This window comes from Gammaproteobacteria bacterium, assembly GCA_029882975.1.
Classification (GTDB): domain Bacteria; phylum Pseudomonadota; class Gammaproteobacteria; order SZUA-152; family SZUA-152; genus JAJDNG01.
In genome coordinates this window covers 26830-53118 of sequence record JAOUJW010000035.1, presented here as the reverse complement: position 1 = coordinate 53118, position 26289 = coordinate 26830, and the positions used below count along the sequence as shown (strand labels likewise).

The following is a 26289-nucleotide window of genomic DNA, read 5'->3' as shown; positions in this document are numbered from 1 at the left end:
TGCCGGATTATGTTGATCTTTATTCGACATACGACAACCATACCTTTTCCACAGAAGATTCCCGTCTAATCAGCGTGCTACGTATCAACGGGCAGAAACGCCTGTTAACAATGCATGATTTCGATCATATAATAGACGATTTGGAATACGCATTAGGCTCCTATTTTGAGGATTGCTGTCATCAAATTCAGGTGGTGTTTGAACGCGATTTTGAGCGCTCTGGACACGTCGTTGAACACGCATTGTCACCGGCCTTTTATGCGTGTCAGCGTATTCACCTTCATTGGCAGGAACTGCTAAAACAGCGCGTGCGATATTTGCAGTCGCATTGCGTCAATGAAAACGTCTATCTGGCATTGGTAACCACACCTGCGGCATTAGGCGACTTGGAGTTAGCGAGCGCGCGGAAGTTGGTTCGCAGGCGTACTTCCTCCCGCCCGCCGGCGATGTCTTCCCAGCAACCCGATCGTGTCTATCCTGAGTTAGGGGAGATTCATAGCTCCTTTGTTAAATCGGTTCATAATGATTTTCGGCTGCAAGGGTTTGATGTGCAGGCCATGGATGTGCGTACAGTATTGCAGGAACTGCGATCCAAGACAGCGCCAGAGTTTACCGACGCAGCGAGCCATGCCCGGCTCCCAGGGGATCCGCTCGCTTTGTGTTTACCAAAGACCCCGACCGATGATGTGTCCAGTTTGTATTGGCCGCCAATCGCCAATCAGTTGTTTTACCAGGATGGCCACTATCCCGATCATTGTACTTTGCAAATCGGGGGGCTGAGTTATACCAGCGTGCTGGTTGAACTGCCGCCTGAGGTCGCGTCTGCGTTCCCAAAGCTGATCAAACGTATCCACGATATTTCAACTCCCTTCCGAATTGCGTTTCTATTGAGCGGCGGCGGTTTGGCGAAGCTTTCATTAAAAAAACTTTCCGCGTCGATTACTGCTTTCGCCAGCAGTAACAACCGGGAGATTGTAAACGCGATAGAGGGTATGGAAGCGTCTATTCGAAGCGGTATCAAAGGTGTGCAGCTACAGATCGCGTTGACCACGTGGTCTGATGCCAGCAAACCGGATTTACTCAAGCGCCGGGTCGCGAATCTCGTGAAAGCGGTTCAGGGCTGGGGATCATGCTCTGTCCGGATTGAGCAAGGCGATCCGGCCAGGGGGTTTGTCAGCACGTTGCCTGGCGCCAGTTTGGCGAGTATCGGCGAGGTGTCATTAGCGCCTTTACGCGACGCGTTGAGAATGTTGCCTATCACAGGACAGTCTTCGCCGTGGACCACTGGTACAATCATGTTCCGCACCCTGGATAACCGGCTTTGGCCTTATCAACCCGCATCCGCGCAACAGGAAGTCTGTATAGAGTTGTATATCGCGGTAACCAGATCCGGTAAAAGCCTGCTGGCTAATACGATGAATATGGCGTATTTAACCAATGGTGAGTCGTCACGGTTGCCGTATATCGCTGTCATGGACAACGCGCCCAGTTCTAAGGGTTTTATCGACTTGGCGCGTGATCACCTGCCCAAGCATTTAAAACATCAGGTCATGTACCGCCGGTTGCGTTTCAGTAGCGCCGATGCCATCAATGTATTCGACACCCAGTTGGGTTGCCGTTTTCCGCTGCCTTTGGAGAAATCTTTTTTAATTAACTTCGTCTCTTTGTTGGCGACTCCGCTGGAATTGACTACCGCCTATCCCAACACATCTGAGTTAGTCAAAGCTGCCATTGAGGAAACCTACAAACTCCTTAGCGATGATCGAGATCCAAAACACTACGATGTGGGGGTCGATAGCATTGTTGATGCTGCCTTGGCTTCAATCAGTTACCCTGTGGACATTAAGACCACGTGGTGGGAAGTCACTGACGCTTTGTTTAATCACGGCCGGGTTAATGATGCTTGGAAAGCACAGCGATACGCGGTGCCTACTATCATGGATGTGATTAGCGTGGTACAGAATAGCGCCAGTATCAAAGCACAATTCGGCGATGTCCTGATATCCCAGGATACCCAGCAGTCGTTAATACAGGCGTTCGTGCGCGCCTTGAGCCTGGTTCCGTCGACGTATCCTAATTTGTCTAAGCCCACCCGGTTGGATCTGGGCGACGCCCGGGTCATTTCCTTGGATTTACAGGAAGTGGCACCGAAGGGTGGTTTGGAGGCGGACCGGCAAACCGCTGTTATGTATATGGCCGCTCGCCATGTTTTGATGAACAAATTCTTCCTTAACACGGACCAGGTGTCCGATATGCCCGAGGGTTACCAGGCATACCACCGGCCTCGTATTCAAGAGATTATGGATTCGGTCAAACGTGTGTTTATTGACGAGTTCCACCGCACCCGCAACGCCCCCCGTGTTCGCGAGCAATTCGATATGGATATTCTGGAGGGCGGGAAGGCTGGGATACACATCGGCATCGCCAGCCAGAGCATTGATCATTTTACGAACGAGATGATCAATAATGCCAAAAACATTTTTTTGCTAAATCTCGGCGAAGAACTCCCAAAGGTCGCGAAACGATTGGAGCTATCGGATGCTGAGGTGTACGCATTGAAGACCCGGGTGAATGGACCTACCGCAGATGGTTGTCCGTTTGTCATGCGTTTTTATACGCGCTCTGGGTTACATACTCAGCTACTCATGCTGAGTTCACCGCCGGAGGAACTGTGGGCGTTGTCGACGACACGAAAGGATGCGGCACTACGGCGCATCCTTACCGAGCGATTAGGATCTAATAAGGCGCGGGAGGTACTGGCGCGCCATTTCCCCACCGGGAGCGCTCAGGACGTGTTTGAACAACGTATGCTGCGTGCGCAAGACAGCCAGTCTGGTGCGGAGGATTTGGATCAGCATGTCGTTGAGCAATTGGCGGCGGACATTTTGCACAAAGAGGGATTACGGAATGAAATTAATGCACTGGCGCTTTAGAATACCGTTACTTTTAATAATCCTGTACGTTTTGTTGCCCGGTTGCGCAACCAAGCCGGAACCTACAGCATCGGAGCAGGTCCGTCAGAGGATCGAAGAGGCCGAGGACAAAGATACACAATTAGTGCTAGAACAGATCGCACAAGCATCGAAAAATATCGAGCAAGCGGTGGGTATACTCAGTCAGACCAACAACGCGATGGCGACACAACTATTAACGGAAGACCAGAAAGTCAAGGCGCTGGCTAGGGCCAATCAGGTGCCGAAGGGGTTTGAGAAAAAGGGATCAATGCAATGGTATGGGCCATTGAACCAACTGGTGGAGCGCCTGGCCATGATGGCTGATTATAAGGTTAAGATTGTGGGCTCCCCAGTGCAACCATTAATGATCAATCTGGATATGAAAGATGTGCCGATTGTCGAAATGTACCGCAGTATTCAATATCAAGTTGGTTCGCGTGCGGTCATTAGCGCGAACAATCGTTTGCTGCGCGTGACCTATCCGAGTAAGGGGCTGTGACATGAAATCGGTAGCGTTTAGTTTGCTAATTGTTGTGAGTATCCCGCTGTACGCGCAAGGTTCTCCCAGTTTGAAGGAGCTCGTTGAGCTAGGCGCGAAAGGTAGCGACGATGCAGTGCGTCCCTGGGGGGCACGTTACGGTGACCGTTACGCGCATAGCAAATACCAATGGCAAGACGATGACATTGACATGAAAGCCCTGGGACCGCGCGGGCCGTTGCTTCAGGAGGAGGCTATGCGCATTGGGGCCGCTGGCGGCATGGCGCACAGGCATCAGAAGTTGGAGAAAGCCGTGCTGACGGTTTCGTCAGCCTTAGACCGCACTTTCCGTTTTGATTCGGTAGCGATGAAAAACGGTACTGTTTTGCCCCCCGTGTTGTCCACAGCAAAAGATAATCTGGCGATCAGTGATAATAGCCAGGTGCTGCGCACTGCCGGGCAGAGTTTTCATATCCTCAAACAGGCCCGCTTTATCACCGTTATACCGACCTGGAGGGATTATTTGCTTAATTCCCCTTCGCAATCGTTTAAAACACCCGCTTTGCTGCCGAGGAATAAAGCGGAACTGAACGCCTGGCGCGTCTGGGTTGTGCGAGGGTGGCAGCATGGCATGAGTAATGCCGATGCGGTTTGGCGAATTAATATCAATCAATTGCGGCGTGACCTAGTAGGTATGTACCTGTATCACCTGTTGAAGTTACGCGGTATGGTGTCTGAACCTTTTATCAAGGATTCCGTGCAGGCGGTATCAGGAGACGATGATAATTTGGTCATTAATGACCGTACTCTCGCTATTACAACGAAGCCTAAAATGCAGCACGATACCGAGAACTGGCGGGCAATAGAATCCCTGCCGAAGTTGTTTGGGCTGGGTGTTGATTGATGAAGCCTTTCTCAGACGTGCCATTACCGCTTAATCGTTTGGCCATCAACGACGCGTTGATTCATGCAGTGGATGCAGGAGCGTCGGATATTCACTTTTTGTCAAATGCGCCGATCATAGCGGGCGTGCACGGCAAAATGTTGCCACTCATACAGCGGCGCATTCAGTCGCACGAATTGCGGGGCTTGCTTGATGAGATGCTGGGTGAGTACGCGCTGCCAACGATAGCAAAAGCGCAAGCGGTGAATACCAGTTATCAACTGCGACGAAATCGCGATGAAACTTTGCGGTTCCGTGTCAATGCGATGGGCTGCATGATAGATGGCGTAGACGGTATTCAGATGACGTTTCGTTATATACCGTCCGAGCCACCCAGTATCGAGTCATTGCAGGTGGAGCCGGAGATAGTGGCGCACAGCCAGGTTCAACAGGGTTTGATCGCTGTAACCGGCTCGACGGGGTCCGGTAAAAGCACGTTGCTTGCTGCAATGATTCGCCAGCGTTTGGAGAATCCACACTCTCACGAAAAAATCCAAACCTTCGAAAGTCCCATTGAGTTCGTCTACTATGGGATTGAACGGCATAATAATGTGATTACCCAGTGTGAGATTCCACGGCACCTACCGTCGTTTACCCAGGGCGTCTCAGAAGCACTAAGAAGTGCGCCTACCACTATCTTGGTCGGTGAGGCCAGAGACAAAGAAACGATCTCTGAATGTTGTGTGTTTGCTCAAACAGGGCATTTAGTACTAACCACCGTGCATACCAATTCTGTTGCTGAGACGCTACAGCGTATGGTGAGTATTTTCCCAGCAAACGAACGTTCGTTTCAAACAGCCGGTTTAATCGACAGCTTCCAGTTGATTGTTACCCAACGTTTGGTTCCGGATACTCACGGTCAGCGGGTAGCAATCAGGGAATATTTACCGTTCAATCCGCAAGTGCGCCAGCGTTTGTTTAACGCAGATGCCAGTCATTTCTCCGCTATTGTCCGGTCATTGGTGGAAGAGTTTGGCCGGCCGATGATTGCCCACGCCAATGAAAGACTACGTGACGGCTTGATTGACCGGTACACCTACGATTTAATTGGAAAAAGCTATGGTTAAATGGCATTGGCGCAACACGGCGAAACGATTCCTGTTAACGCCATTATTTGACGGTTTAGCCTTTTATGGGTTCGTTTTGTTTGTTATTCCGATCCGGGGAACAGTTGTTGTGTTTGCGCTGTTGTTGATTTATCTGACCGTGATACGATTGTTGGGATTGAGCGTGCCAATGGCTAACCGGCGGTTGTTGCGGGTAATGATGGGGTCACGTAGGCCCTCCAGGTACTATAAAAAAACTTTTCGTTAAACTCTTGGGAGTGAACTATGAAACGGATGCGATCCACTCTCCCGGTTGAGAACGCCTACTTTGGTACTCACTATGTGCCGAAAGGCTGGGTATATTTTAATTCGCTTGCTTTTTTTTCTGTCATCATGGTTTGTTTTGGATATCTGACTTATGGGGCACTAGTGCCCCACTTTGGTTCAGTGCCGTTCTCTGTATTCGCCACCGCAATGGTTACGGTCTATTTAATATTTTGGCATATTTTTAAATGGGGGATCTTCGGTTTTTTTGCCAGCTTAAGGGCCGCCCTTGATTCAGCGTTGCCCAACAACAAAGACTAGCAGGCGCGGGCGGCTTGCGGGCCGCCCGTTTTCAAGGGCATCAGAATCGTATTTCTGTATTCTCCACGTTGGTTGCTTTGGCGCCACTGCCAAACAACGTTTCCCCGCCAATGCCTACGAATGTCGCCAAGTACAGTAACAGCAGGCCTACGACAACGCCGATGACAGGATTACGGTAGCCCATTTGCGAGACTTGTGCGGTTCCGTTCGTTCTCAAATCATTAAAGCCTGAGGCTATTCGCCACACCCCATAAGCTGCCGCGATCGCCAATACGACTTTTACTCCGAAAGGAATTACGTTAAGGATACGCTTCAACACGTCGGTCAGATCTTCGGCGGAGGCGGTAGTGGCGAATAATAGTAACGCTACAGTTGCGAAAACGATTATGCTGGTTTTGTATCTCATGGGTCTTTCTCCTTGTTAAAAATTCCGGGCCTGCAAAACGGCATCTAATGGCTTTCGTGCCAACAACAAATCCAGTAGCCGGTTGCCACTGATGATCTGGATATTGGATGGCAATCCTCTGAATGCGTTGCGCCGGGTTTTGCCCGTGTGTACGAACAATGCTTGATCGTACGTACCGGACAATTGGGATAGTTCGTTGATGTGTTCCGTCGATACATGGTCTTTGTATCGTTTCGCCTGGATAGCGAAACGTTTTCCTTTGTATTCGAATCTTCCGTCTAAACCGCCATCACCGGAGTATTTATGGTTGCGGGCGATTTTTGCTCCATGCGTCTCCAGCGCCGTCAATATCAATTCCTCAAACACATAAGGGTTGATCTTTTTCAAATAGCTCATGATTCGCGCGTCCTTCCCAGGCCCTGTGAAAGACATTATCTTTTTCAGTATTCTTCGGCTTTTCCTGATATATCGCCTGTGTCTTGTGTTCCAATAAGCGAGCGCCAGCAGCACGGCGTGTCCAATGACAATACCCGCAACAGTGATTTCTCTCCAGGTCAAGCTGTTTAGCAACTCAATCATAGGTAAATACGATAAAGAATCCTGTATTCATGGTTTCCACATCATTGTCCAGCGCGATGGTATAGCGTGCGTTCAATGTCATTCGCGCATCTTTCCCTCCGAACGCAAAACCAGCATTCGTGATAATGCTATAGTTCGTCTCGTCCCTGTCATCGAAACTTTGAGTGATAAACCCCTGGTCATCCACCAGCGCCCGGTTGGTCATTTTGTTAATCCCCATTCCTAAGCCAGCGCCGATCCAACCGTCCAGATACATCGGTAACCGGAAGCCGCGCTGATAAACCGCATCGATATGGAACGATCGCACCGCCTGTCCAATATTGCCGGGCGTGTAATCCAGGTCAAAGTTGACGTATTGAGCATCAATCCACCAGCGCCAGTGCTTGCGCGACGTGACAATCCATTGCCCGGAAACGGCTTGTGTGAAAGCGACATCGGTGGGGCCGTCAGGATCATTAACCGAATACTGCCCGTAGCTTAGTCCTAGGCCGTATTCATATATATCAGCCAGGGCCCCTTGAGGCAGGATTAACAGTGCGATCAGCATTAATTTGTCTTTGGTTTTCATTTGAAAATCGACACTCCAAAAAGATTGGCGACTACGTCGGTAGATTGCAGAATATTCATGGCGAGCACCCCCAGTACCATCAGCGTAATGCCTTTAAATACCGCGTTTTCGGTCGCTACGCTGTGCGACCCTGCCAGTCGCAGTATATGTATTCCTCGAACAAAGAGCAGCAGGCCCATGATGTAAATACCGCCGACCAGGATTTCCATTAGTTTCTGGTTCCTTGGGTCAGCCGATTTGGCGTACAAAAACGGGTCCGGGTTCTGTATCAACGTGTTTTGCGCCACCCAAGCGGAGGGTTCCAGGTAGATTAACAGTATACCGGACAATATATAAGCCAGACTGGTACCATTGCTTGACGCACTGCTGGTTGCGTTTTCCATCAGTTTGCTAACGCCGATATAACACAGCCACAGGCCAAGCAGCACACAACCCCAGTAGATGAGCTTAATGAGTACCGGGAAGAAATTCCCGACCAAGCTTTTGTGTATGAAGTCTAACGATATCTGTTCCATGGCGTGCCGTTTCTTCTCTATTTGCTGGCCATCGCGCTTTTCGGCAGATCGCTGGCTAGCACGGCTTGGGTAAACACTAGGCCGAACACTTTGTCCTTGTGCTCTTTCACTGTGGCGGGTTTATTCCACAGCGCCTCGGCTTTTGGTGCGGTTCGTTCGCCGATTTTACCGACGCCAGCGGCCAACCGTTCTTTGGCATCATAACGCCGCTCTATCACGGTAACACCCTGAGTGCTGGTGACCGTGCCGGCAGATAAAACAGTTTGTCCCAGTCCTTCCAGAAACGCCGATGCAAACAGGCCCGCTGTGCGCAACACATAGTGGTGATCTACCTCCGATCCTAACCCAGCACTGTAGTTGTCCGGATCGACCGCGAAGGCTTGTATGGGGATGGTGGTTCGGTTGAGTGTCAGTGTGTTAAATTGGAACATAAGCATGTCCTCACGCTGCTCGAACGTGCCTACGATACGTGCGTTTTTAACCGGCCCGTTGAGGCAAGTGGCAATGACGCTCTTGGGCACCCGGCTATCGACCGACATATCAAATTTACACAGGAACATTTCACCCGGTGAAATGGACTCCACTTTTTGTGTTTGTGCGCCTGTCTTCGCTGATCCGGTGCTTGCACCTCTTAAGGTAGTTTCGACGGACACATGGCCTGGCGTGTTGTAATGCCGTGCTTTCAATTCACTTTGTAATGCAGTCAGTGCTGCGACCTTCATTTTCAACTCTTCTTCGCCCGGTTGGCGGTCTTGCTGTGCCTGTGACGGGACATGACTTTGTCTGCTGTTTTTGTTTTTCTTTGGTTCGGTTTCCGCCGGTGCTGGGTTTGCTGCCTGCGTTGGTTCAAAGTCCGGTTCTACACTATCGAATAGCGGTGCCAGCGCACCACTGGCACTGGCCATGACTATTTTGCCATCCACATCAGCCGTGTTTATCGCGGTGGGTTCATTAGGTGTTGTATTGTCCTGCGCTGCGATAATCGCCTCGTCCGGTTGCTTCTTTTCTACAGTATCGGCTTCCGACCAGGCGGGTGGGGGCGCCAGTAAGGTTTCGCCCGGCGAGACATCCTCTCTCAATTTCTCATTCCATCTTTCCATAGTGCGCTTGTATTCTTCTGTTCCTTCCCCTGGCAGGTATTTCAAGTCGCGAGGCGCCTCAACGTTGTTGAACGGTTTTATACTCGGTTCGCTTTTCTCTGTTGTGTAATATGACGCCATCCCAAAAGTCATAGCCGCCAGTAGTATGAAACCGGCCGGTTTCTTATAAAAAGGCTTGTTTTGCGTTTGTTCATTCATAGACTCTTACCTGTACGTAACGTCCGTTTTCGCTCATCGCCAAACTTGGGAGTTTAGCGGTTTTGTACACTGTGGTTCCATCCGACGATTTCTGCCTGGCGATAGGTGCGGGTAGTAGCAATATTGCCCGCGTCCGGATGTAATACTGTCCGTTCAGCTCCCACACCTCAGCAAGCTGGTTGCTGGTTTTCAATCCGCGCGCTTGCGCTGGCGGAACACCGTCTAATATGCTGAGCATGTCATCGTCTATGATGTCCGGTTTTTTGCTTGGGTCTGTTCTTGCGTTCGGCCCTTGGGCATCGATGTGATACTCGTGCCGGTAATCCACAACCTTTTCGAATCCCGCTACCAACTGGATCCCAACCGGCACATCCAGCTTCTCTAATGTGATGCTGAGATTGCCTACGGCATAGGCTGTTTTGGGGGATATTTTCAGCACGTGTTTCTGCGTTTTAGGGTGTGTTATGTTGAAAACTTCCGCGTTCGAATCGTAGGATTCGATGGGCCACACGGCGCCAGTGGCATCCAGGAATACAAGGGAAGACGTGTTATTCGCCGCCAGGCGTGCGCTGCGTATGGGCGATCCGGGTGCGAGGTATATGACGTCAGACGCCACTATTGGGGTGGGGTTATTCGCCGGCTTAGACTTGCTGCGTTCCATCTCATCCATGGCCCGGTTCATTTCCTGGATTTGGGCCGGCGTTAATTGCAGGATCGCTTTTTTCGCCGCTTCAAATGCTGGGTCTGCCGGTGGTTGGGCTTTTTCCTCTGCTTGAGCGCCAGCGGCGAACACTACACCGAGCAGTGCAGCGATGGTTTTAGCCTTCCAGTCGTTCGTAAACAATATCCTCAATGCCCAGTCCCCTTGGTTTGTTTGCCAGACTTTCCCGAAGTATGGTTACGGTCAATATTTGTTTCTGTGATTTTCTCGCATCAGATGATTCGTACGTCACCCGTAATGGTAACTGGAAGGTCCAATAATAAATACCTTGTTCTGTCAGCCCTTCTCTAACCATCAACGGCGTATCGACAACCACAGCCGAGACCAGCAAGCGGTTGTTGGTCACGTATGTTAGAATTTCTTCCTTTAGAGACTCTTTGTAGCCGTTGCAGCCGTTCTGGGTGAAATATTTTTTACAAACCGTGTCCGTCACTTCCTTGTAGTTGGTGAAATTCCATGCATACGTTTCCGTGACTGCATCGGTTAACCACTGTGCAATCTTTGACTGATTTTCGTGCGCTTTGTTGAGCGGAATCAAATCCGTGACTCTTCCATCGTTTGAGACAGCGAAGTATTTGGTTTGAATCGGCGGCGCGTTGAGTTTGTCGAAAGCCATCACAACAACCGCTAGTCCTAAAAGAATATTGAGCGCAATACTTTTGGCCGCTACACTGCGATACCAGTTGTTCGGTACAATTATGCGCGGCGGCGTAATACTATTCTTGTCTTTGCCCTGGCCCATAATATTGCCTAATCGCCTCCTGAATCACTCCGTTTAAATCGCTATCGACAGCATACTCTACCGATTTTCTTTGACGCGTTGACTGAAACGAAAAATTATCCCGGTATTTAGAACCCTCTAGCATTCGGTCCATTCCTAAACAATCCGAGTTCATTATATCTTGATATTGATAATACGCATTCAACATCCCTTTGACTGCTTCTTTGAGTGTGCCGGATTTGAGCAGGGCGCTGAAGGTTTTACTGGCCACCAGGGAGCAAGGTTTTCCCACGAGCCATTTGTTCTCTTTGGGTTTGACTCCGCATTGCTGGCCAGCCCATACACTTGTGCTTAGGGTGAACAAACTAAGCACACTTATCAGTAGCAGTGATCTCATTATCAGTATTCCTTCTATCCGATCATCCCGTTTGTGCTTTACATCGAATGGTAAAATCTAATATATTATCTCGAAATAATCAAAGGATTTTTCGCATGGATTACGCGTCGCAAAAAATAACAGTGTGGCAATTCGGTCTGCTCGCCGTTTTGCTGTTGTTACCTGGCGTGGCGATGGCCGATGTCATCGATGGTTTCATGGATTATATGCCAGGGAAAGATGATCAATCCTACCGATTCTTAAAGCAATTGTTTGGTGATTTTGTGTGCACTGTGGCGAAAGACACGAGTTGCTATTTAGATCCTGAAAAACCGGCGTTGCTCGTCTCCGCTTTAGTCACTCTGTCATCGATCATCTTCATGCTCGCCGGTTTTATTGGCGGTTATGTGGTGATTGCCGGGGCGCTCAATACGGGCCATACAGGTGAACTGCTGGGAAATAGCTGGCACAGTCTTTGGGTGCCGTTTCGCTCCATCGTGGGTGTCATGTTGATTTATCCTAACCCGCTCTTGGCGGGTTTGGTCCCTGCGCAGGTGGTTGTGATATTCGTTGTGCTCGTCAGCAGCGGTTTAGCGAATCAAACCTGGAAAGCGGTTGTTGATTACACAGGCACCAATACGATCATCTCTACTCCGACGGGTGCGATTAACAACAATGAGTTGCATTACGATCTAGCAACCGCATTGTTAAGTTTTGAGGTTTGTACGTGGTCGTTGTATCGTCAGGAAAAAGAAGCGAGCAATAACGCAAAAATTGATTACCGGCATAAGGATATTACGGCGAGCGCCCGGCCTTGGGAATTGGATTATAAGGATTGGATGCCCGATCATGCCAAGTCGTCACTCTCCGGACACCGGTCTGTCGTCGTCCGTCGAATCACCTGGAGTGTGGCAGGCTTTCCTGCCGATATGTGCGGTACGCTGCGGTTCCCGATTAAAATACAGACGCAATCCGACGAGAAAAGCGGCGTCCTGCTGGCCAACGCCATTCAATACAATAACGCGCTGTTGATTGACAAGCTGATCGTGGACATGCGCCGCATTGCTAAGCGTATTGTCTTTCCGAAATCCGGCGCTGCGGACAGCACCGCTGAACTCGCGTCATTATTTCAGCAATCCGTCTTTGAATATGATACCCGCCTGCGTAACGATGCATTGCGGTATTTTGATTTGTACAAAGGCAAAATGGTCCATAAGTTCAAAGAGAACGCCGTTAAAGGGGGGTGGGTATACGCGGGAACCTGGTTTTGGCGGCTGGCTGAAATGCAACGTCAAGTGGATTCGGTCGTTTACGATAACCTGGCTAAATTTAACCGCTATGACCCTAGGGATCGTTGGTTTAATAGGTTGGAAACCTATATCACGGACCGTCTATCCAGGGTGGATGCTATTCGCGCTTATATCGCCTCAAACAGTGGTGTACTGGCTGAGATCGATCAAATGGATAGCAATGGCGAGCATAGCTGGTTAGACAAGGCTGCGCTGGCAGTGAGCGAAATGATGCTGGGTGTCCTGCAAAGCGACAGCGCAGAGCACCCGTTGCTCATGATGAAGTCGCTGGGCAGTAATATGATGGCGATCGCAGTGGGGATGACGTTATGGGACGACAAGCCCGCTTTGCTGACGCTGGTTCAATTCATACTGTTTGCGCTGGGTGGGTTATTGGGGACGTATGTGCCTCTGATGCCGTTTATCGTTTTTTTGTTTGGCATTGGAGGCTGGTTGATCATGGTGATTAACGCCATGATCTCTGCGCCTGTTTGGGGTGTGTTGCACTTATTGCCCGAAGGGGGCGGCATGACCGGTCAGGCCAGGGCGGGCTACTATCAATTGCTGCAACTGTTTTTGCGGCCTGTTTTGTTGTTGTTAGGCCTGATTTCCGGGTTTGTCTTGTTCTATGTCATGATCGCATTCTTGAATAATATTTTGTTTGGTTTCATGGCGCTGTCGGGTATGAATGATTTCATGCACTCGCTGACGATCATGTTTATCTACGTCGCGATTGTTATTGCACTGGCCAGGCAGTGTTTTTCGCTGGTCTACCGCGTACCATCCTGGGTGCCGCAATGGTACGGTGGCGGGCAAACAGATATGGTTGCGCCGCACTCTGAGGAGCCGGGTCAAGAGTTGCGCAATTTCGGGGCGTTTTTCGCGCACATAGGGCGTGGCCAAAAAAACAGTGTTCCCGAACCCATGAAAACGTTGCCGCGCCAAAACAGTGGTGGTAGCGGCGACGACGATGGGGGAGGTCGGGGCTTTGGTCGTCCTGTTGCCGCTCAAGTCAACGGAACCGATGACCTAATGCCAGAGGCTCATTCCCATGTCCCGCAAGATTCGACGCAAGGCGCGAGTCATCAGGCGGAATTGCCGTTTGACAGCCAGGATACCGTAAGCATCCCGCACGGCCCCGGTTTTGACTTCGATGTGTATGAGCAGCACCAGGGTGCCGAGGATGCACGTGATGACGGAGGTGTAGCCGGTCAAAACAATGGCCGTCATGAGCAGGCTAGTGTTCATGAACAAGATTCCGCGCAAAACGATGGCGAGCGGCATAATCAAACTCAAGGCCCCCAACACGGAACACCGCTGGCCTCACGCAACGAACAGCCAAGTCGAACGGATCATTCAACAGAGGATTTGATGCCGGGTTAACCGGCCATAAGGAGACTAACTATGCTTGCATTTGTCATCTTTTTTTCTTTACTTTGCCTGCCTTCGATTATCGCCATGCGCAGCAACGGCGCGGTGGTGCGCATCCCTAAGGGCGCAGCTGACGATGCGCTGGGAATGCTGGCCGTGACAGCGTTTTTCGGGAATATCGGTGGCTGGGTCGTCGCTTCTTTGTATTTCTCAAGCCACGGATTCGCCAATCTCATCGTGCCGTTGTTCATGTTTTTTCTTACCGCTCCTATTTTTAACATTTGCATAGAGAGCGGTTTCGGAAAGGTGATTTGGATTTGCATTGTCGCCATCATATGGTATACAGCCCACATGATGTCGATGCGCGGTTCTTTCTGACTACGGGCTAGAGGCGGGTCGATGGTGGCTAAAAATAAGAACGGGCGAAGTATATGGCTAGAAGATCCCAAAAATCTCGACCTATGGTTGGGTCTAATTTTAAAGCGTTTATTGATAAGCACAAATTAAATACTTTGGAGGCTTGCCACGTTTTTGGCATTGTTTCTGTTTCCAAATTGTACGAGCGTATGAAACAAGAAGAGCCGTTGTCTCCTGCGATCGCTATTTTGTTGCGCTTTTACACGAAATATCCAGAGGAAATGCCTCTTTTAAAAAATGTGGATGCCGCGAAATTACGCGACAAAGTGAATGATGTTTTTTTTAGTGAAGACCCGGTTTCTATGACGGATTTTTCGTTGATGCTGGGTAGTAAGGTCTCGGCTGTCTCGCGTTGGAAGTATCTTGATATTCAGCCTTTAATGTTCATCCAGCGTTTGTTGCAGGTCGTGGATAAATTATCAAATCAGGAAGACTTTGAACGTTTTAATGCCTATTTGGCGATGGTGGAGGAAGAAGCCAGCGCCAGAGGTGTCGATTTGTACAGTGACAAAGATTGGGATAATAAATTAACGTTGAACACCGATGACTCTTAGTTGAATATGGATGTGTTTCTTACCTTAAGGGGGGAGTATGTGGCGTAAAGATCGGGTGATTTTCTTAGTATTATTAGTCTGCTTTTTTAGTGCAGGGTGTGAGAAAGAAACAACAACATCGGTAACTGCTAAGCCGAGGCCTGTTAGCCAAGTTAGCGGCAACAGTTCGATTGTTGACGCCGATGTCACTGCCTATGCCTACGATGGCGCTCGTGGTGACGAGCTGGCGAGTACGACCGCTGATGGAAATGGATCTTACGCTCTTGATCTTCAAACCCGAGATCAACCAATTTTGGTGTGCGCCACCAATGGCACTTACTTCGAAGCCGCCAGTAACCGAGAGGTTCCCGCTACCGGCAAGGAATTGTGCGCCCTCAGCCTTTATACTTCTGGGGAGAATTTGTCACTCAATGTGAGTTTTTTTTCTCATCTAGCCTACGCTCTGGCCACTTACAATATCGACAACGGTGATGAGACTGAGTCTGCCATTAGTGCAGCAAACCAGAGAACCGGTAACTTACTGGGATTCGATACTACTACAACCCGGCCTGTGGATATTACGGATGTGGCCAGTGGCACTTCCTTTGTTACTGACCGTCACTTGTATGGCTTAGCATTGGGCGGTTTGTCACAGTTGACTGTCAATATCAGCGAGACCAACAACGTTGATGTGCATGCGTTATATAACACCATTGCCTTCAGTGAATTAGCGTTCGATGACCTTTCTACTGATGGCTTGTTAGACGGAATGGGGGCGAATGGCGCACTAACCATGGGTACTGTGCCAGTTAATGTCGATTTATACAGACACGAATTGGCTATGGCCATGTTTCAGGCCGTGCAGGCAGATTACAATCGAACCGGATTGCGCGGGTCGGCCATTAAAGATATGGCGCAGGCCTTGAATTCTTCGGTCGATTTAATGTTTGGCGGCGCGGTATCTATACCCTTTTATCAACAGCCAACAGTGACTTTGAACACGGATACATCCACTTTGTTTGAAGGGCTGGCTAATTTGAATTTTTCTTACAGCGACCCATATGGCGTCACGAATGTTTCTACGACCATCGGCACCCTACCGGCGACAGTGACCGAAAACGCTAACCGTGATGGTGCTGCCGCTAGCTTGGATACCACTTTGCTTCCGGATGGGCGTTATACATTGTCGATTGTGGTTGAGAATGTGTACGGTTTTCAACAGAACATTGAGCGGGAGATTGTGGTGATCAACAGTACTGCCACTCAACTATCCGGCGTGTCAAGTTTGTTGTTTTCCCAGGTGACAGTTTTCGAGTATGACCCCAGCGCGACGGATTCCAAAGGTGCGCAACTGGCGACGTCCAACACCAATGGAGCTGGTACTTACACGTTTGACTTGCGTATATTAAATACGCCAATCCTTATTTGTTCCAGTAATGGTTCCTATAGAGAATGGGCCAGCGATGTCGGTGTGAACGCTAACGGATACGAGTTGTGCGCCGTTCATAACTTTCAACTCAACCAGACTGCGCAGCTTTCGTTAACCTACTACACGCACCTGGCGTATGCGTTGGCCAACTACTTATCTGGGCAGGGTGAGACGGCGGCTAATTCCATTACTCAGGCTAACCAGAGGTTTGCTACTCTATTGGGTTTTGATGTGGTCTCAACTGCTGCACTGAACATTACCGATGCGGCTAACCGCACTTCTTTTCCGACCGATGGTCATCGCTACGGTATCGCAATAGCGGCGGTATCCCAATTGGCGCTGGAAATTGGCGAAGCTAATGCAGTGGATGCGCACTCCTTATATCATTCTTTGAGTTTGTCGGTTACTGCATACGATGATCTGTTAGCGGATGGGTTACTGGATGGCACGGGATCTCAGGGTTCGATTAGTCTAGGGTCAGTTGTAGTGGACGTAGATACATACCGTTACCAAACCGCCAGCGCTATGTTTACGGCTGTCAATTCTGCTTACAATTTGTCTGGTTTGGATGGGGGCGACGTAAAAGCCACAGTAGAGGCCTTGAACTTCGCCAGTGACAGTGTGTTTGGTGGTTTGCCTACGCAATCGTTTGATTCACTACCTACTATTACATTCAATACCGATACGACAGGCTATACTGTCGGGACGCTCGTCACGGACTTCTCCATTACTGACCCGTACGGAATAAAAGACGTGACAGTTACTTTGGCTGGTTCTCCGGTTAACTTTACTAATTCCGGCAACAATTATTCGGCCTCTATTGATACTACTGTTATTGTTGACGGACCGTATGATTTACAGATTGTGGCAACGAACATTTTCGATGGTGCGGACACGTTTACACGAAACATCGACGTGTTCAATACTCCGCCGTCTACGGTGGATGGTGAAGTGTTCCAGAATTTGGTTTTCAATGGGGACCTAAGAGTGTACAGCTTTGCGGGCGGCGTAAAAGGGGCCGAGCTTGCTGCTACGGTTACGGACGCACTCGGCCGCTACGAGCTGTCTATTTTGTCACCTGCTACACCGATATTGATAGAAGTCACCAGTGGGAGGTATATAGAGGAAGCCAGTGCAATCAATATACCGTTGCAAGCTACCCAGAATCACATATTACGAGCAGTGGCACACCTCGTACCAGGTAACACGGTAAAAGTTAATGTCACCACGTGGACCAATATTGCCACAGGTATTGCGCAGTACAGAATCGCCAACGGCAGTTCAGTCGATAATGCAATTTTCAGCGCTAATTATGATGTTTCAACGATTCTCGGCTTAGACATACTGTCTACAGTACCTCGTGATATCACGGACATTAATAATGCTGGCGCTCTCACTAACAGCCTGCTATACGGTTTCTATGCTGGTGGACTATCTCAGTGGTCGCTTGATTTGAGCACTGTTTTCGATCCGTCCCCTCATTCGTTTACTAACTCTATCAATTTCTCAATGGTGGCGTATGAAGACGCTTTGTTTGATGGACTGCTTAATGGGATTGGAAGTACCGGACAGCTGACTTTCGGCGGGCTAAACATAACAGCTAACACCTATCGTCACGATATTGCGCTGGGTATCATTCGAATGGCGAACAATATCAATAATCAGACTGGATTGACAGCTACTCAGTTGTTGCCCAGCGCACGGGCGCTCAATGATTCCTCCCATGCGCTATTTGATTCTATACCTACAGTGGCAATAGATGAGAGCGGGCCTACGGTGACGCAGTTCAGTCCTTCTAATAATGTTTACAGTAGTGGCTTGGTTACCGTAAGCGGTACGGTTTCTGACCTGGTTGGCGTTTCTAGCGTTGAGTTGTTTTATAACGGAGCATCGCAGGGAGTATCTGCGACAATCCCTGATTTTTCCTTTGATTTAGATACATTTGCTATGAATGATTGTATTTGTACACTCACGTTAGCTGTAACCAATATTGCTGGTACTACAAACAATACGGAACATTTGATCAATATAGACAACAAACAATATTTGTATGCTCATAATGCTATTCGAGATTCCAGGCCTGCTTTTCAGTCGAATACTCAGGCATTCTCGTATGCTGATAATGGCATTTTTACGGAAGAAAGTGAGTTAATTGACATAGAAGTATTTGCTCTTAATCCAAACCAGCGATACATTTATGCCTTGGATCGACTGGTTCCCCGTAGCTTGCGCTATGAATTGGACCCGGTTACAGGTGTACCCTTTGACCCAGTCGAAGTAGATGTTTACCACGGCGACATTACCTCTGGTTTTTCCGAGCTAAATCAGTATGTATTTGATGCAAGTGGAGAATATTTCTACGCAGGCGTGTCGCATACAGCAGGGGGTAGTATTCATCGTTACCGGGTAGAGCAGGACGGTTCTTTAACTTTCATTAGTTCGATTTCCACGGGCGGACGCATTGTTTTCAAACTCGCAGTCCACCCGAGCAATAACAGAATATATGTTGGTTCTGTAATTACTACCGGTGTCCACGAGATCGAGATTTACAATATCGAACCAAATGGCAGTTTGTCTTTCCAAAGTAACGTTTCTAAACTAAGTACAGAACAATTTGTTGATGTTTTGTTGGATCCTGCAGGAGACTATGCGTATCTAAGGGATAGTGCGAATAACTCCATTTCCCGTTTTAGGGTATCGGCTGATGGATCGTTAGTTGTGCAAAATCGCGTAACGACACTATTATCCCCAGCATATGAGATAATGCTCGTTTCGAGCGATTACCAATATGTGTATATACTTGCTGATAATGAAACCATAATGGCGTACGCGGTGGATTTCCAAACCGGCGTTTTTAGTCAGATCCCTGGATCTCCTTTTAGTATCGATTTGTCGGCACGTGAGGCGGCAAGAGATCCTAGTTTTCTCAATAGCTCTCAGACGCAATTCATTGGTTTGGATGTCACAGGCACTAGTATATTTGCTGTTGGACACAGTTACGGTGTAATCAAAGCTAATATAACACAAGACGGAGGTATAGGTACGTTTTCTGTGGTCAAACAGGGCTATGGTGGTTATCGACATCGTCTATTTTCTACACGCGGAATCGCTAATGTTCCGTAAGCTACACGTTTTTCTTTTTGTCATAGGCAGCTCTATTGCTGCCTGTGGCACCGATGATCCGGAATCACAGCCAGATCCCGTCACTATTGATTACTCTATCTGGGGACAAACGTTAAGCAGTTCAGATAATGGATTGGTGGCCGCTTCGCTATATGAGGGTGAAGAGCGCGCGCGTACTGAGTTGTTGGACAGGGGAATGTATTACATTTGGATATATGATGTTGAACGTAGTTCTACGTCTACGCCCACGATTAATAGATGGATGTCTGGTGATTACATAGAGGATGCGGATATGGCGTTGGTTACTATCAATAGTAGCGACGAACTATATGTCGCTTACAATACATCGATATACAGCCGCATTACTGCAAACATCAATTACTATACAACTTTGTCGACTGGACTGGCTCAATATTCGAACTCATTCGCTGTTAATCCAGTTCTACATATTTCTGTCAGTAATGACGCTATTTGGGATTTGGCTGGATTTAATATTCTACATACCAACGTTGCCAAGGTTTCCGTAGCGCCGACGAGAACATATACAGACAATGAAATACTAAATGGGTACGTCCACGCAGCAATTAGTCAATTGACATTGGATGAATCAGTGAACGCCGGTAATGTCATGAGAATGCGTCCATATACGATCGCTGATTATATCACCATCGCACACAACGACATCCGCTACGACGGTGTATTAAATGGGGTAGGTGTTAATGGGACTCAATTGTTTATGGGCGATAGGGCTGTGGGTACGGAAATGTATCGTCATGATCTGGCTGTGGCCATGATGAAATTTGCCGATAACCCATATAACCTATTGGGTTACGACAAAGTGGGTATGCTGGGGTTAGCGATAGCTGTTAATGATTCTACGGACTCTATTTATGGCGAGACACCGATCGTCGCTATTGACGAAGGAGGTGCTGTCATATCGAACTTCGAACCAGCAGATGGAAGTTCAGTGAGCGGAGACGCGATGTTTAGTGTGGATCTTGTAGATACTACAGGTATAGTGCAAGTTGAGTTTTTTATTGATGATGTTCACTATTCTTATGGCTGGTTTCCCAATACGCGACCATTGAGCACCACTTCGACGATTCAGTTTTATGTCCCTGTTTTCCAACCCGACGGTACAAGCGGCACCCATACTGTGCGAGTAGATGTTACTAATGTCTACGGCACAATTACTAGTTTGACAAATACCAATGTCACTTTTGATAATCTGTAGCCTACCGACGTATATTTTTATTGAAGGGAGAAAATTAGCTAAGCTGGGAACAATGGGTAGCTCCCGTGTTTTGCCGCCAGGTATTCGATCTTGTATCCCTGTGAATTTTATGTGCGGCGACTGGGTATTTTAGTATTTCGGCATCTTGCGACGCGAATTCCATTCGAGATTCCTTTTGGCTAAAGATAACGCCTGGCTCGGGCTATATGGCAACGCACTTGTTAATAACTATACCGTAATTATATAAGGGATCTTAGAATGATAATCATTAGGCTGGTGTTTATTTCTACTTCTGTATTTTTTTCGGCACACATATTCGCCAACAATATGATCGATAATAGAAAGCCCCTAAAAGATTATATGTCGCAACCTGTGTGTGTTCCAAGTATGGTATCAGTAAATGTTGTAATACATTGTACTGGCGCTAAAAAAGGAGTGAGCGAAGCACTATACTGTTTGCCGGAATCAGCCAAATGACCTTGGATTGGTCGATTGAAGCCGGGCAGGGCAGTCGCGCCCGGCCCTATACCAGTATCGATTTCATCAACAACGCCTACGATGATATTGTATCCGATGGCTTGTTGGACGGTTTGAGCGCCGGTGGTGTCCAATTGATGATTGGTAATCAAAGCATTGATGCCAACACCTATCATCATGACATTGCAGTGGTCTTGATGCGCCATGTGGACAATACGCGCAATCAAACCGGTTTCACACGGGAACAAATGCTTCCGGCGGCATTGGTGTTTAATGGCGCCACAGACGCGGTATACGCCGGTGTGGCACCCATTGATATCGACGAGGATGGTGCGGTCATCACGAACTTTACCCCGGCAGAAAACAGCACGGTCAGCGGTGATGCGATGTTTAGTGTGGATTTGTATTGTACTACTGGTGTGCAACAGGCTGAATTTTTTATTGATAACGTTCACTATTCTTACTCTTTTATACCGATATCATTGCCGCCGGATATAACTGCAACAAAACAATTTTACGTACCGCTTTTTCAATCGGCAGGAACTAGTGGATTGCACACATTGCGTGTTGAGGCTACATGCGTCGGCGGGACGGTGACGAGCCAAACCAATAATAACGTGACGTTTGATAATTTGTAATATTACCTACAGGTGTTGCATTTTGAATTCCGACGAATTAATTGTTGATAGTTACTTAAGAAGACGATTCTGGGGTAAAACCCGAATATGCAAAACGAATTAGAGTTTAGTTGTGAGGGATGCGGTGAATAGAACAAAATAGCAATTGTCTCAGTTGCCACGGACTACAAAAGCGTAAGCCGGAGAGGGCGTAATACAAATTTACTCGAAGTTTTCACCAACTTTTTTAAGAACGTTCCGTATTTCCGATTCTGGCAGCTCATGATAGATCACCGTCGTTGACGCGTCTTTATGTCCCAGTATTTGTTGAACAGTCTTGAGATGTTCCTTTTGCTTATGCAGCAATTTCGTGGCCAGCGTGCGGCGTCCGCTGTGACTGGAGGCGCGTTCTATACCCGCCCATTTTTTGAGTATCATACTCATGTGATCCTGCAACGTGTTGGGTGAGTAGGCACCGCCTTTCTGGCTTATAATTAGCGGGTTGTTGGGTTTGAGGGACGGGTTCTTTTCCAGCCGGTGTTCAATGTATCCACCAATCGCGGACTTAAGATTTGTATCCACAATGGGCAATTCCCGCGTTTTGCCACCTTTTTTCGTTTGTTCCGGGTAATATTCTTCCGGGTTTACCGGCCCAGACTTAGCGTCTTTCACAATGCGTTGCACCACTTGGTCAAATTCCTCCAGGGTAAACCGTACACTCCGGCGTGACGGTGTAGCCTGGCATCTCTCCATGGCACGCGCACCTTTGGTAAAGCCTTTGGGTAACACAAGAAGATCTTTGATTTTAAAGCCCCGAGGATACTGCGGTCCCAGGTCCACTACTTCCTTGATCCGCAGCAACGCGATTTCCTGGACCCGTAGACCCAGCTTGAAACTAATTTCCATTAGCAGGGTATTTTTCTCCGGGTGCCGGTTTTTTTGTATTTCTGCCAGCAGGGCGGCGAATTGGTCTTCATCCAGTACGCGTGCTTGGCCAATTTTGGACATATATTAGACACCTCAATAATCCGTATTAATCCTATTTTAACGGATTATTGGTTTGTATCAAGGAGCGGGGTTTCCAGACATTATCAAGTCTTTTTCTTAGATAATACTTTTATTCGTTATTCTCCAGTCGTTTTTTTTCAATAGCAGCTCGCATCCCTTCATAAAACTTTTCTTCAAACGATCCAATAGTATCAAATATTTTCTCTCGGTCACCAGCGTCGTTTGTACTTAAATCCAAGTTTTTCTTATTCAACTCGATAACTATATCCTCTGCCACACTTTCGACTTTGTCTGGAAGAGACATGGCTAAACCTTCATCGTAGTGATGTAAGGCTTTGCTGATTAGTAAGTTCTTGACTTTTTCGGTGTCGCTCGAAACTTGTGTAGACCACAATAACTTTGTGATTCCTGAATGTACTTTTGTTCCGACTAACAAATCTACAAGTTGGCTTAACCCAATATGGCTCATCATATAGTTAGATAAAGAGGAGTATTTAGTTTTCTCAATTTTCTTTTTCAATTTGTTATCAGCGGTAATAAAAAGAGAAGATTTACCAGCTTGTAAGTCATAGTTAAGCATTGACAGCATTTTTGCATCATGTTGTATTAGTGAGGCACTTTTTTCAGAATCATCGACATAAGCTTTTTCCAATTCGTTGAGTATGCCTGGATAATCGGCATTTCTATCGACCGTATTTTTGTCTTCGATAGTTTCTATACCTTTCTTTTTTATAAATGGGACCATTGACTTGATAGAATTATATGGTGCATTTTCCTTCAAATACTGATTAAAAGTAAGTTTTTTGTCTCTCGCAACGTAGTTCAAGTAACCAGCAATAAATACATTTAGACTGCTATGACCAAATAGTACAACTTCGTCTCTTAGCATATCTATAACTCGATCCCCCATTGATTCGATTTCGGTTTCTGCATAATTTTTGTGACGTACGGTTTCTTTAAGATACTCACCATATGCGTAAATATTTAACTTTTTACCTGATTCAGACGTTGCGTTTACTAGGCTTTCGATCGTATCCACATATATTTGGTAATATGGATGTCCCTTTGTTATAGCTGGCATTAGTACATTGGCATCCAAATATATTGCATCAGGTAGTGTCAATGAGTGAAATAATGTATCGTGCGGCGACTGAAATACCACCTCTAAACCGAAAGAAATTCTTCCTAATTCCGCCAGGACTCTAGATTCGGTAGTGCTAGGATTGTTTAGTAGGTCCTCCAATGACTCAAATATACTTTGTTTAGTATGGTTGGAGATATTGGGTGTTTCTTCGTTGAAAATAGGTCTAATATTTATTTGATCAGGAGTTTCATATTTAGCATAGGCGGCTCCCAAATCCCAGCCGCGGTAGAGTATCAGTTTTTCAAATACTTTTAGCAAACAATCACGGTATTCTTGTTTATCTTGTCCACCATAGCGGACAATAAATCTATCGATAACTCCATTTATTAACTTTTCTAAAGATTCATTAAAAATACTATCGTCTTTGCCAATCCACACAAATCTGTTGTCTTTTTCCTGACATAATCCCTCGGAAGTCAATTTAAAAATAGCCCTGTCCACAAGTTCCTTTGACTCTTTTTGTGATATAACTAAACTTTCATGGATCTTACAATATATTTCTGATCGTGCAGCACCAATGCCTGATGAAATTATCAACTGGCTGATTATACCTTCAATTATTGCATCTTTTAAAGGCATAACTTGCGGACCTAATTTTGTTCTGGCATAACAAGACGACAAATAAAGTTCTGCTTTTTTGAATGGAATTAGTTTGTACGAGCCGAAATCAAAACTACCTTGAGATAGTCGATTGGCGCACTCTCGCAAACAATCCCACATTTGTTTGTGATTATTCTCTGAGTTGTAATGAATTTTTTCTATTGAAAATTTATCAAATTCAGAAACAAGCTCTGCTTGAGCATTATTCGGTACTAAAGCGAGGTGGCTCCCGTTGTGAATACCGCCATATTTGTCGTATATGATATTTAGAACATTCTTAATTGCCGGGTCAAGAAATGAAAAGCCAACAAAAAGAATATTCGTTGTAGTAAACATGTGAGTTAGAAAGTCACAATACTTATCGTTGTTATTTATATTTCTATAGTGCTCCTCGCTCATTACTATGCTATCGTAGTCTTCTATAGCGCCATGTATTCGAGCTATATAGAAATCCCGTTCATACTCTGCTTGATTAAGTTTATCGCCATGAAATTCTAGCGATGATCTCCTTTTGACATAACTGTATGCATCATGTAATGCTCTATCATAATTGGTGGTCACGACAGATCTAAATGGTATTTTCATTACGTCTTGTAGACCGTTGGAATCGTATGAGCCAAGAATAGATCGTATTGCCATAAATTTGCTATTTATTGTCATACCGGGACATGAAAAAAAGTAAGTAGCAGCATTAACTAGATCATGTTCTGCTATTCTTTCTACCATCATTTGTCTAGTTAATGTATTATATTGTCTTGTTTGCTCCGCTAATTCTTTTAGTAGAGTACCCCACGTCGGTAACCCAGCTTTTGCAGATACTCCAGCACCCGCAAACAAAACTGGTATTGTTGCGTTGCTTAAGAATTCAAATACCTTGGTTTTATTCATATGATAAATTTAGGTTATTATTTGCTATATAGTGATAATTATGTTTTCAAAACTTTTTTCCCATACACCCTCAACTGCCCTTTCGGTCCTACATACCGATAAAGTGTAGCACGTGTGACGCCCATTTCCTCCGCCAGATCCGCCACGACGGTATCCCGTTTTTTCATGGCGGATTGTAAGTAGCGGACTTGTGACTTACTCAACTGACACCGGCGTCCCCCTACCCTTCCCCTGGCCCGAGCTGCGGCCAGGCCCGCCTTGGTCCGCTCCACAATCAATTCCCGTTCAAACTCGGCCAGAGCAGCGAATATGCCGAATACCAGCTTGCCACTGGGTGTGGTGGTGTCGATAGTGGCCCCCTGCCCTGTTAGTACCCGGAATCCAATTTTACGTTCGGTGAGGTCTTCTATCACCTGCAGGAGATGATTGAGGCTACGACCCAGGCGGTCTAGCTTCCATACCACCAGGATATCTTTGGGGCGTAAGGCCTTCAAGCAGGCCTCCAGGCCTGGCCGGTTGTCTTGCTTGCCGGAGGCCTTGTCCTGGTAAATGTTCTTTGACTTGACCTTTGCCTTCTTCATGGCGTCCAGCTGCATATCCAGCACCTGGCTGCCATCGGTTTTGGATACCCGGACGTATCCGACTAACATTATTGCGGCAGCCCGGATTCCATGCAACGTTGTTTTAGAATCATGAGAAGTAATTCTGCGTCACGGGTTGCGTCAACCAGATCCCTGTCTTTTGTTTCCTGGATTTGTTTCTTTACCCAGAAGCTGACGGAACTGTCGTCCAGCAATCGCTGTTCGGTGATGGTTAAAACTGTGCTGTTTCGTGTTGTCATGCGTTTATCCTCGTGCAAATTCAATGTATCACATACCATGGTATAAGAGACACTCTAAAAACGGTCCAAAATGGGTCAAAAAAGTGTAATTAAACCCGTCTTAAAAACAATGTATAGAATACGGTGTT

Annotated in this window: 23 protein-coding genes; 11 read left to right on the top strand and 12 right to left on the bottom strand. The window is 47.3% G+C overall.

Annotation, left to right across the window (positions count from 1 at the left end):
- The 5 genes from OEY58_19575 to OEY58_19555 form a co-directional block, all read left to right on the top strand.
- On the top strand, positions 1–2933 hold a 2933-nt coding region (locus tag OEY58_19575; GenBank protein MDH5327660.1), incomplete at its 5' end, for a hypothetical protein.
- Complete coding sequence (locus OEY58_19570; GenBank protein ID MDH5327659.1) at positions 2908–3453, top strand: DotD/TraH family lipoprotein; 546 nt, start codon at positions 2908–2910, stop codon at positions 3451–3453. The genes OEY58_19575 and OEY58_19570, both read left to right, overlap by 26 nt.
- Position 3454: 1 nt before the next feature.
- Positions 3455–4336 (top strand): type IV secretion system DotC family protein, encoded by an 882-nt coding sequence (locus tag OEY58_19565; GenBank protein ID MDH5327658.1) that lies wholly within the window; start codon positions 3455–3457, stop codon positions 4334–4336.
- Positions 4336–5442: an ATPase, T2SS/T4P/T4SS family gene (locus OEY58_19560; protein MDH5327657.1), complete on the top strand. Its 1107-nt coding sequence runs from the start codon at positions 4336–4338 to the stop codon at positions 5440–5442. Before OEY58_19565 ends, OEY58_19560 begins: the two co-directional genes overlap by 1 nt.
- 264 nt (positions 5443–5706) lie before the next feature.
- On the top strand, positions 5707–6006 hold the full coding sequence (locus OEY58_19555) for a hypothetical protein (protein MDH5327656.1): 300 nt from the start codon (positions 5707–5709) through the stop codon (positions 6004–6006).
- Between the two features lie 40 nt (positions 6007–6046).
- On the opposite strand, the gene OEY58_19550 is transcribed toward OEY58_19555, so the two are convergent.
- The 8 genes from OEY58_19550 to OEY58_19515 all read right to left on the bottom strand — a co-directional run bounded on the left by OEY58_19550 (position 6047) and on the right by OEY58_19515 (position 11211).
- A complete protein-coding gene (locus OEY58_19550; protein MDH5327655.1) occupies positions 6047–6412 on the bottom strand; it encodes a hypothetical protein in 366 nt (121 codons plus the stop codon).
- A 15-nt stretch (positions 6413–6427) separates the two neighbouring features.
- The gene (locus OEY58_19545; GenBank protein ID MDH5327654.1) at positions 6428–6808 is read right to left on the bottom strand and encodes a restriction endonuclease; all 381 of its coding nucleotides are present in this window, start codon (positions 6806–6808) and stop codon (positions 6428–6430) included.
- Between the two features lie 175 nt (positions 6809–6983).
- On the bottom strand, positions 6984–7559 hold the full coding sequence (locus OEY58_19540; GenBank protein MDH5327653.1) for a hypothetical protein: 576 nt from the start codon (positions 7557–7559) through the stop codon (positions 6984–6986).
- The gene (locus OEY58_19535; GenBank protein MDH5327652.1) at positions 7556–8074 is read right to left on the bottom strand and encodes a hypothetical protein; all 519 of its coding nucleotides are present in this window, start codon (positions 8072–8074) and stop codon (positions 7556–7558) included. Before OEY58_19535 ends, OEY58_19540 begins: the two co-directional genes overlap by 4 nt.
- Before the next feature lie 17 nt (positions 8075–8091).
- Positions 8092–9372, bottom strand: coding sequence for a DotG/IcmE/VirB10 family protein (locus OEY58_19530; protein ID MDH5327651.1), 1281 nt, complete (start codon positions 9370–9372; stop codon positions 8092–8094).
- Positions 9365–10225 (bottom strand): DotH/IcmK family type IV secretion protein, encoded by an 861-nt coding sequence (locus tag OEY58_19525; protein MDH5327650.1) that lies wholly within the window; start codon positions 10223–10225, stop codon positions 9365–9367. Before OEY58_19525 ends, OEY58_19530 begins: the two co-directional genes overlap by 8 nt.
- Entirely contained in the window at positions 10191–10835 is a 645-nt protein-coding gene (locus tag OEY58_19520; GenBank protein MDH5327649.1) for a DotI/IcmL family type IV secretion protein, read from the bottom strand. Before OEY58_19520 ends, OEY58_19525 begins: the two co-directional genes overlap by 35 nt.
- Positions 10810–11211, bottom strand: coding sequence for a hypothetical protein (locus OEY58_19515; GenBank protein MDH5327648.1), 402 nt, complete (start codon positions 11209–11211; stop codon positions 10810–10812). The genes OEY58_19520 and OEY58_19515 overlap by 26 nt, the downstream gene beginning before the upstream one ends.
- A 95-nt stretch (positions 11212–11306) precedes the next feature.
- Here OEY58_19515 and OEY58_19510 point away from each other — a divergent pair, with 95 nt between their 5' ends.
- The 6 genes from OEY58_19510 (at position 11307) to OEY58_19485 (ending at position 21701) form a co-directional block, all read left to right on the top strand.
- Complete coding sequence (locus OEY58_19510) at positions 11307–13862, top strand: DotA/TraY family protein (GenBank protein MDH5327647.1); 2556 nt, start codon at positions 11307–11309, stop codon at positions 13860–13862.
- Between the two features lie 21 nt (positions 13863–13883).
- Positions 13884–14228 carry a hypothetical protein gene (locus OEY58_19505; protein MDH5327646.1) on the top strand — a complete coding sequence of 115 codons (345 nt, stop codon included), beginning with the start codon at positions 13884–13886 and terminating at the stop codon, positions 14226–14228.
- Between the two features lie 53 nt (positions 14229–14281).
- The gene (locus tag OEY58_19500; GenBank protein ID MDH5327645.1) at positions 14282–14821 is read left to right on the top strand and encodes a hypothetical protein; all 540 of its coding nucleotides are present in this window, start codon (positions 14282–14284) and stop codon (positions 14819–14821) included.
- Between the two features lie 37 nt (positions 14822–14858).
- On the top strand, positions 14859–19352 hold the full coding sequence (locus OEY58_19495; GenBank protein MDH5327644.1) for an Ig-like domain-containing protein: 4494 nt from the start codon (positions 14859–14861) through the stop codon (positions 19350–19352).
- Positions 19342–20586, top strand: coding sequence for an Ig-like domain-containing protein (locus OEY58_19490; GenBank protein ID MDH5327643.1), 1245 nt, complete (start codon positions 19342–19344; stop codon positions 20584–20586). The genes OEY58_19495 and OEY58_19490 overlap by 11 nt, the downstream gene beginning before the upstream one ends.
- Positions 20587–21059: 473 nt before the next feature.
- Positions 21060–21701 carry a hypothetical protein gene (locus OEY58_19485; protein ID MDH5327642.1) on the top strand — a complete coding sequence of 214 codons (642 nt, stop codon included), beginning with the start codon at positions 21060–21062 and terminating at the stop codon, positions 21699–21701.
- 201 nt (positions 21702–21902) lie between these two features.
- Here OEY58_19485 and OEY58_19480 read toward each other — a convergent pair whose 3' ends face one another.
- From OEY58_19480 to OEY58_19465, 4 genes are all read right to left on the bottom strand, one after another.
- Positions 21903–22688 (bottom strand): tyrosine-type recombinase/integrase, encoded by a 786-nt coding sequence (locus OEY58_19480; protein MDH5327641.1) that lies wholly within the window; start codon positions 22686–22688, stop codon positions 21903–21905.
- Positions 22689–22797: 109 nt separating this feature from the next.
- Positions 22798–25320, bottom strand: coding sequence for an SIR2 family protein (locus OEY58_19475; GenBank protein MDH5327640.1), 2523 nt, complete (start codon positions 25318–25320; stop codon positions 22798–22800).
- A 38-nt stretch (positions 25321–25358) separates the two neighbouring features.
- Entirely contained in the window at positions 25359–25970 is a 612-nt protein-coding gene (locus OEY58_19470) for a recombinase family protein (protein MDH5327639.1), read from the bottom strand.
- Positions 25970–26161 (bottom strand): hypothetical protein, encoded by a 192-nt coding sequence (locus OEY58_19465; GenBank protein MDH5327638.1) that lies wholly within the window; start codon positions 26159–26161, stop codon positions 25970–25972. Before OEY58_19465 ends, OEY58_19470 begins: the two co-directional genes overlap by 1 nt.
- Between the last annotated feature and the right edge of the window lie 128 nt (positions 26162–26289).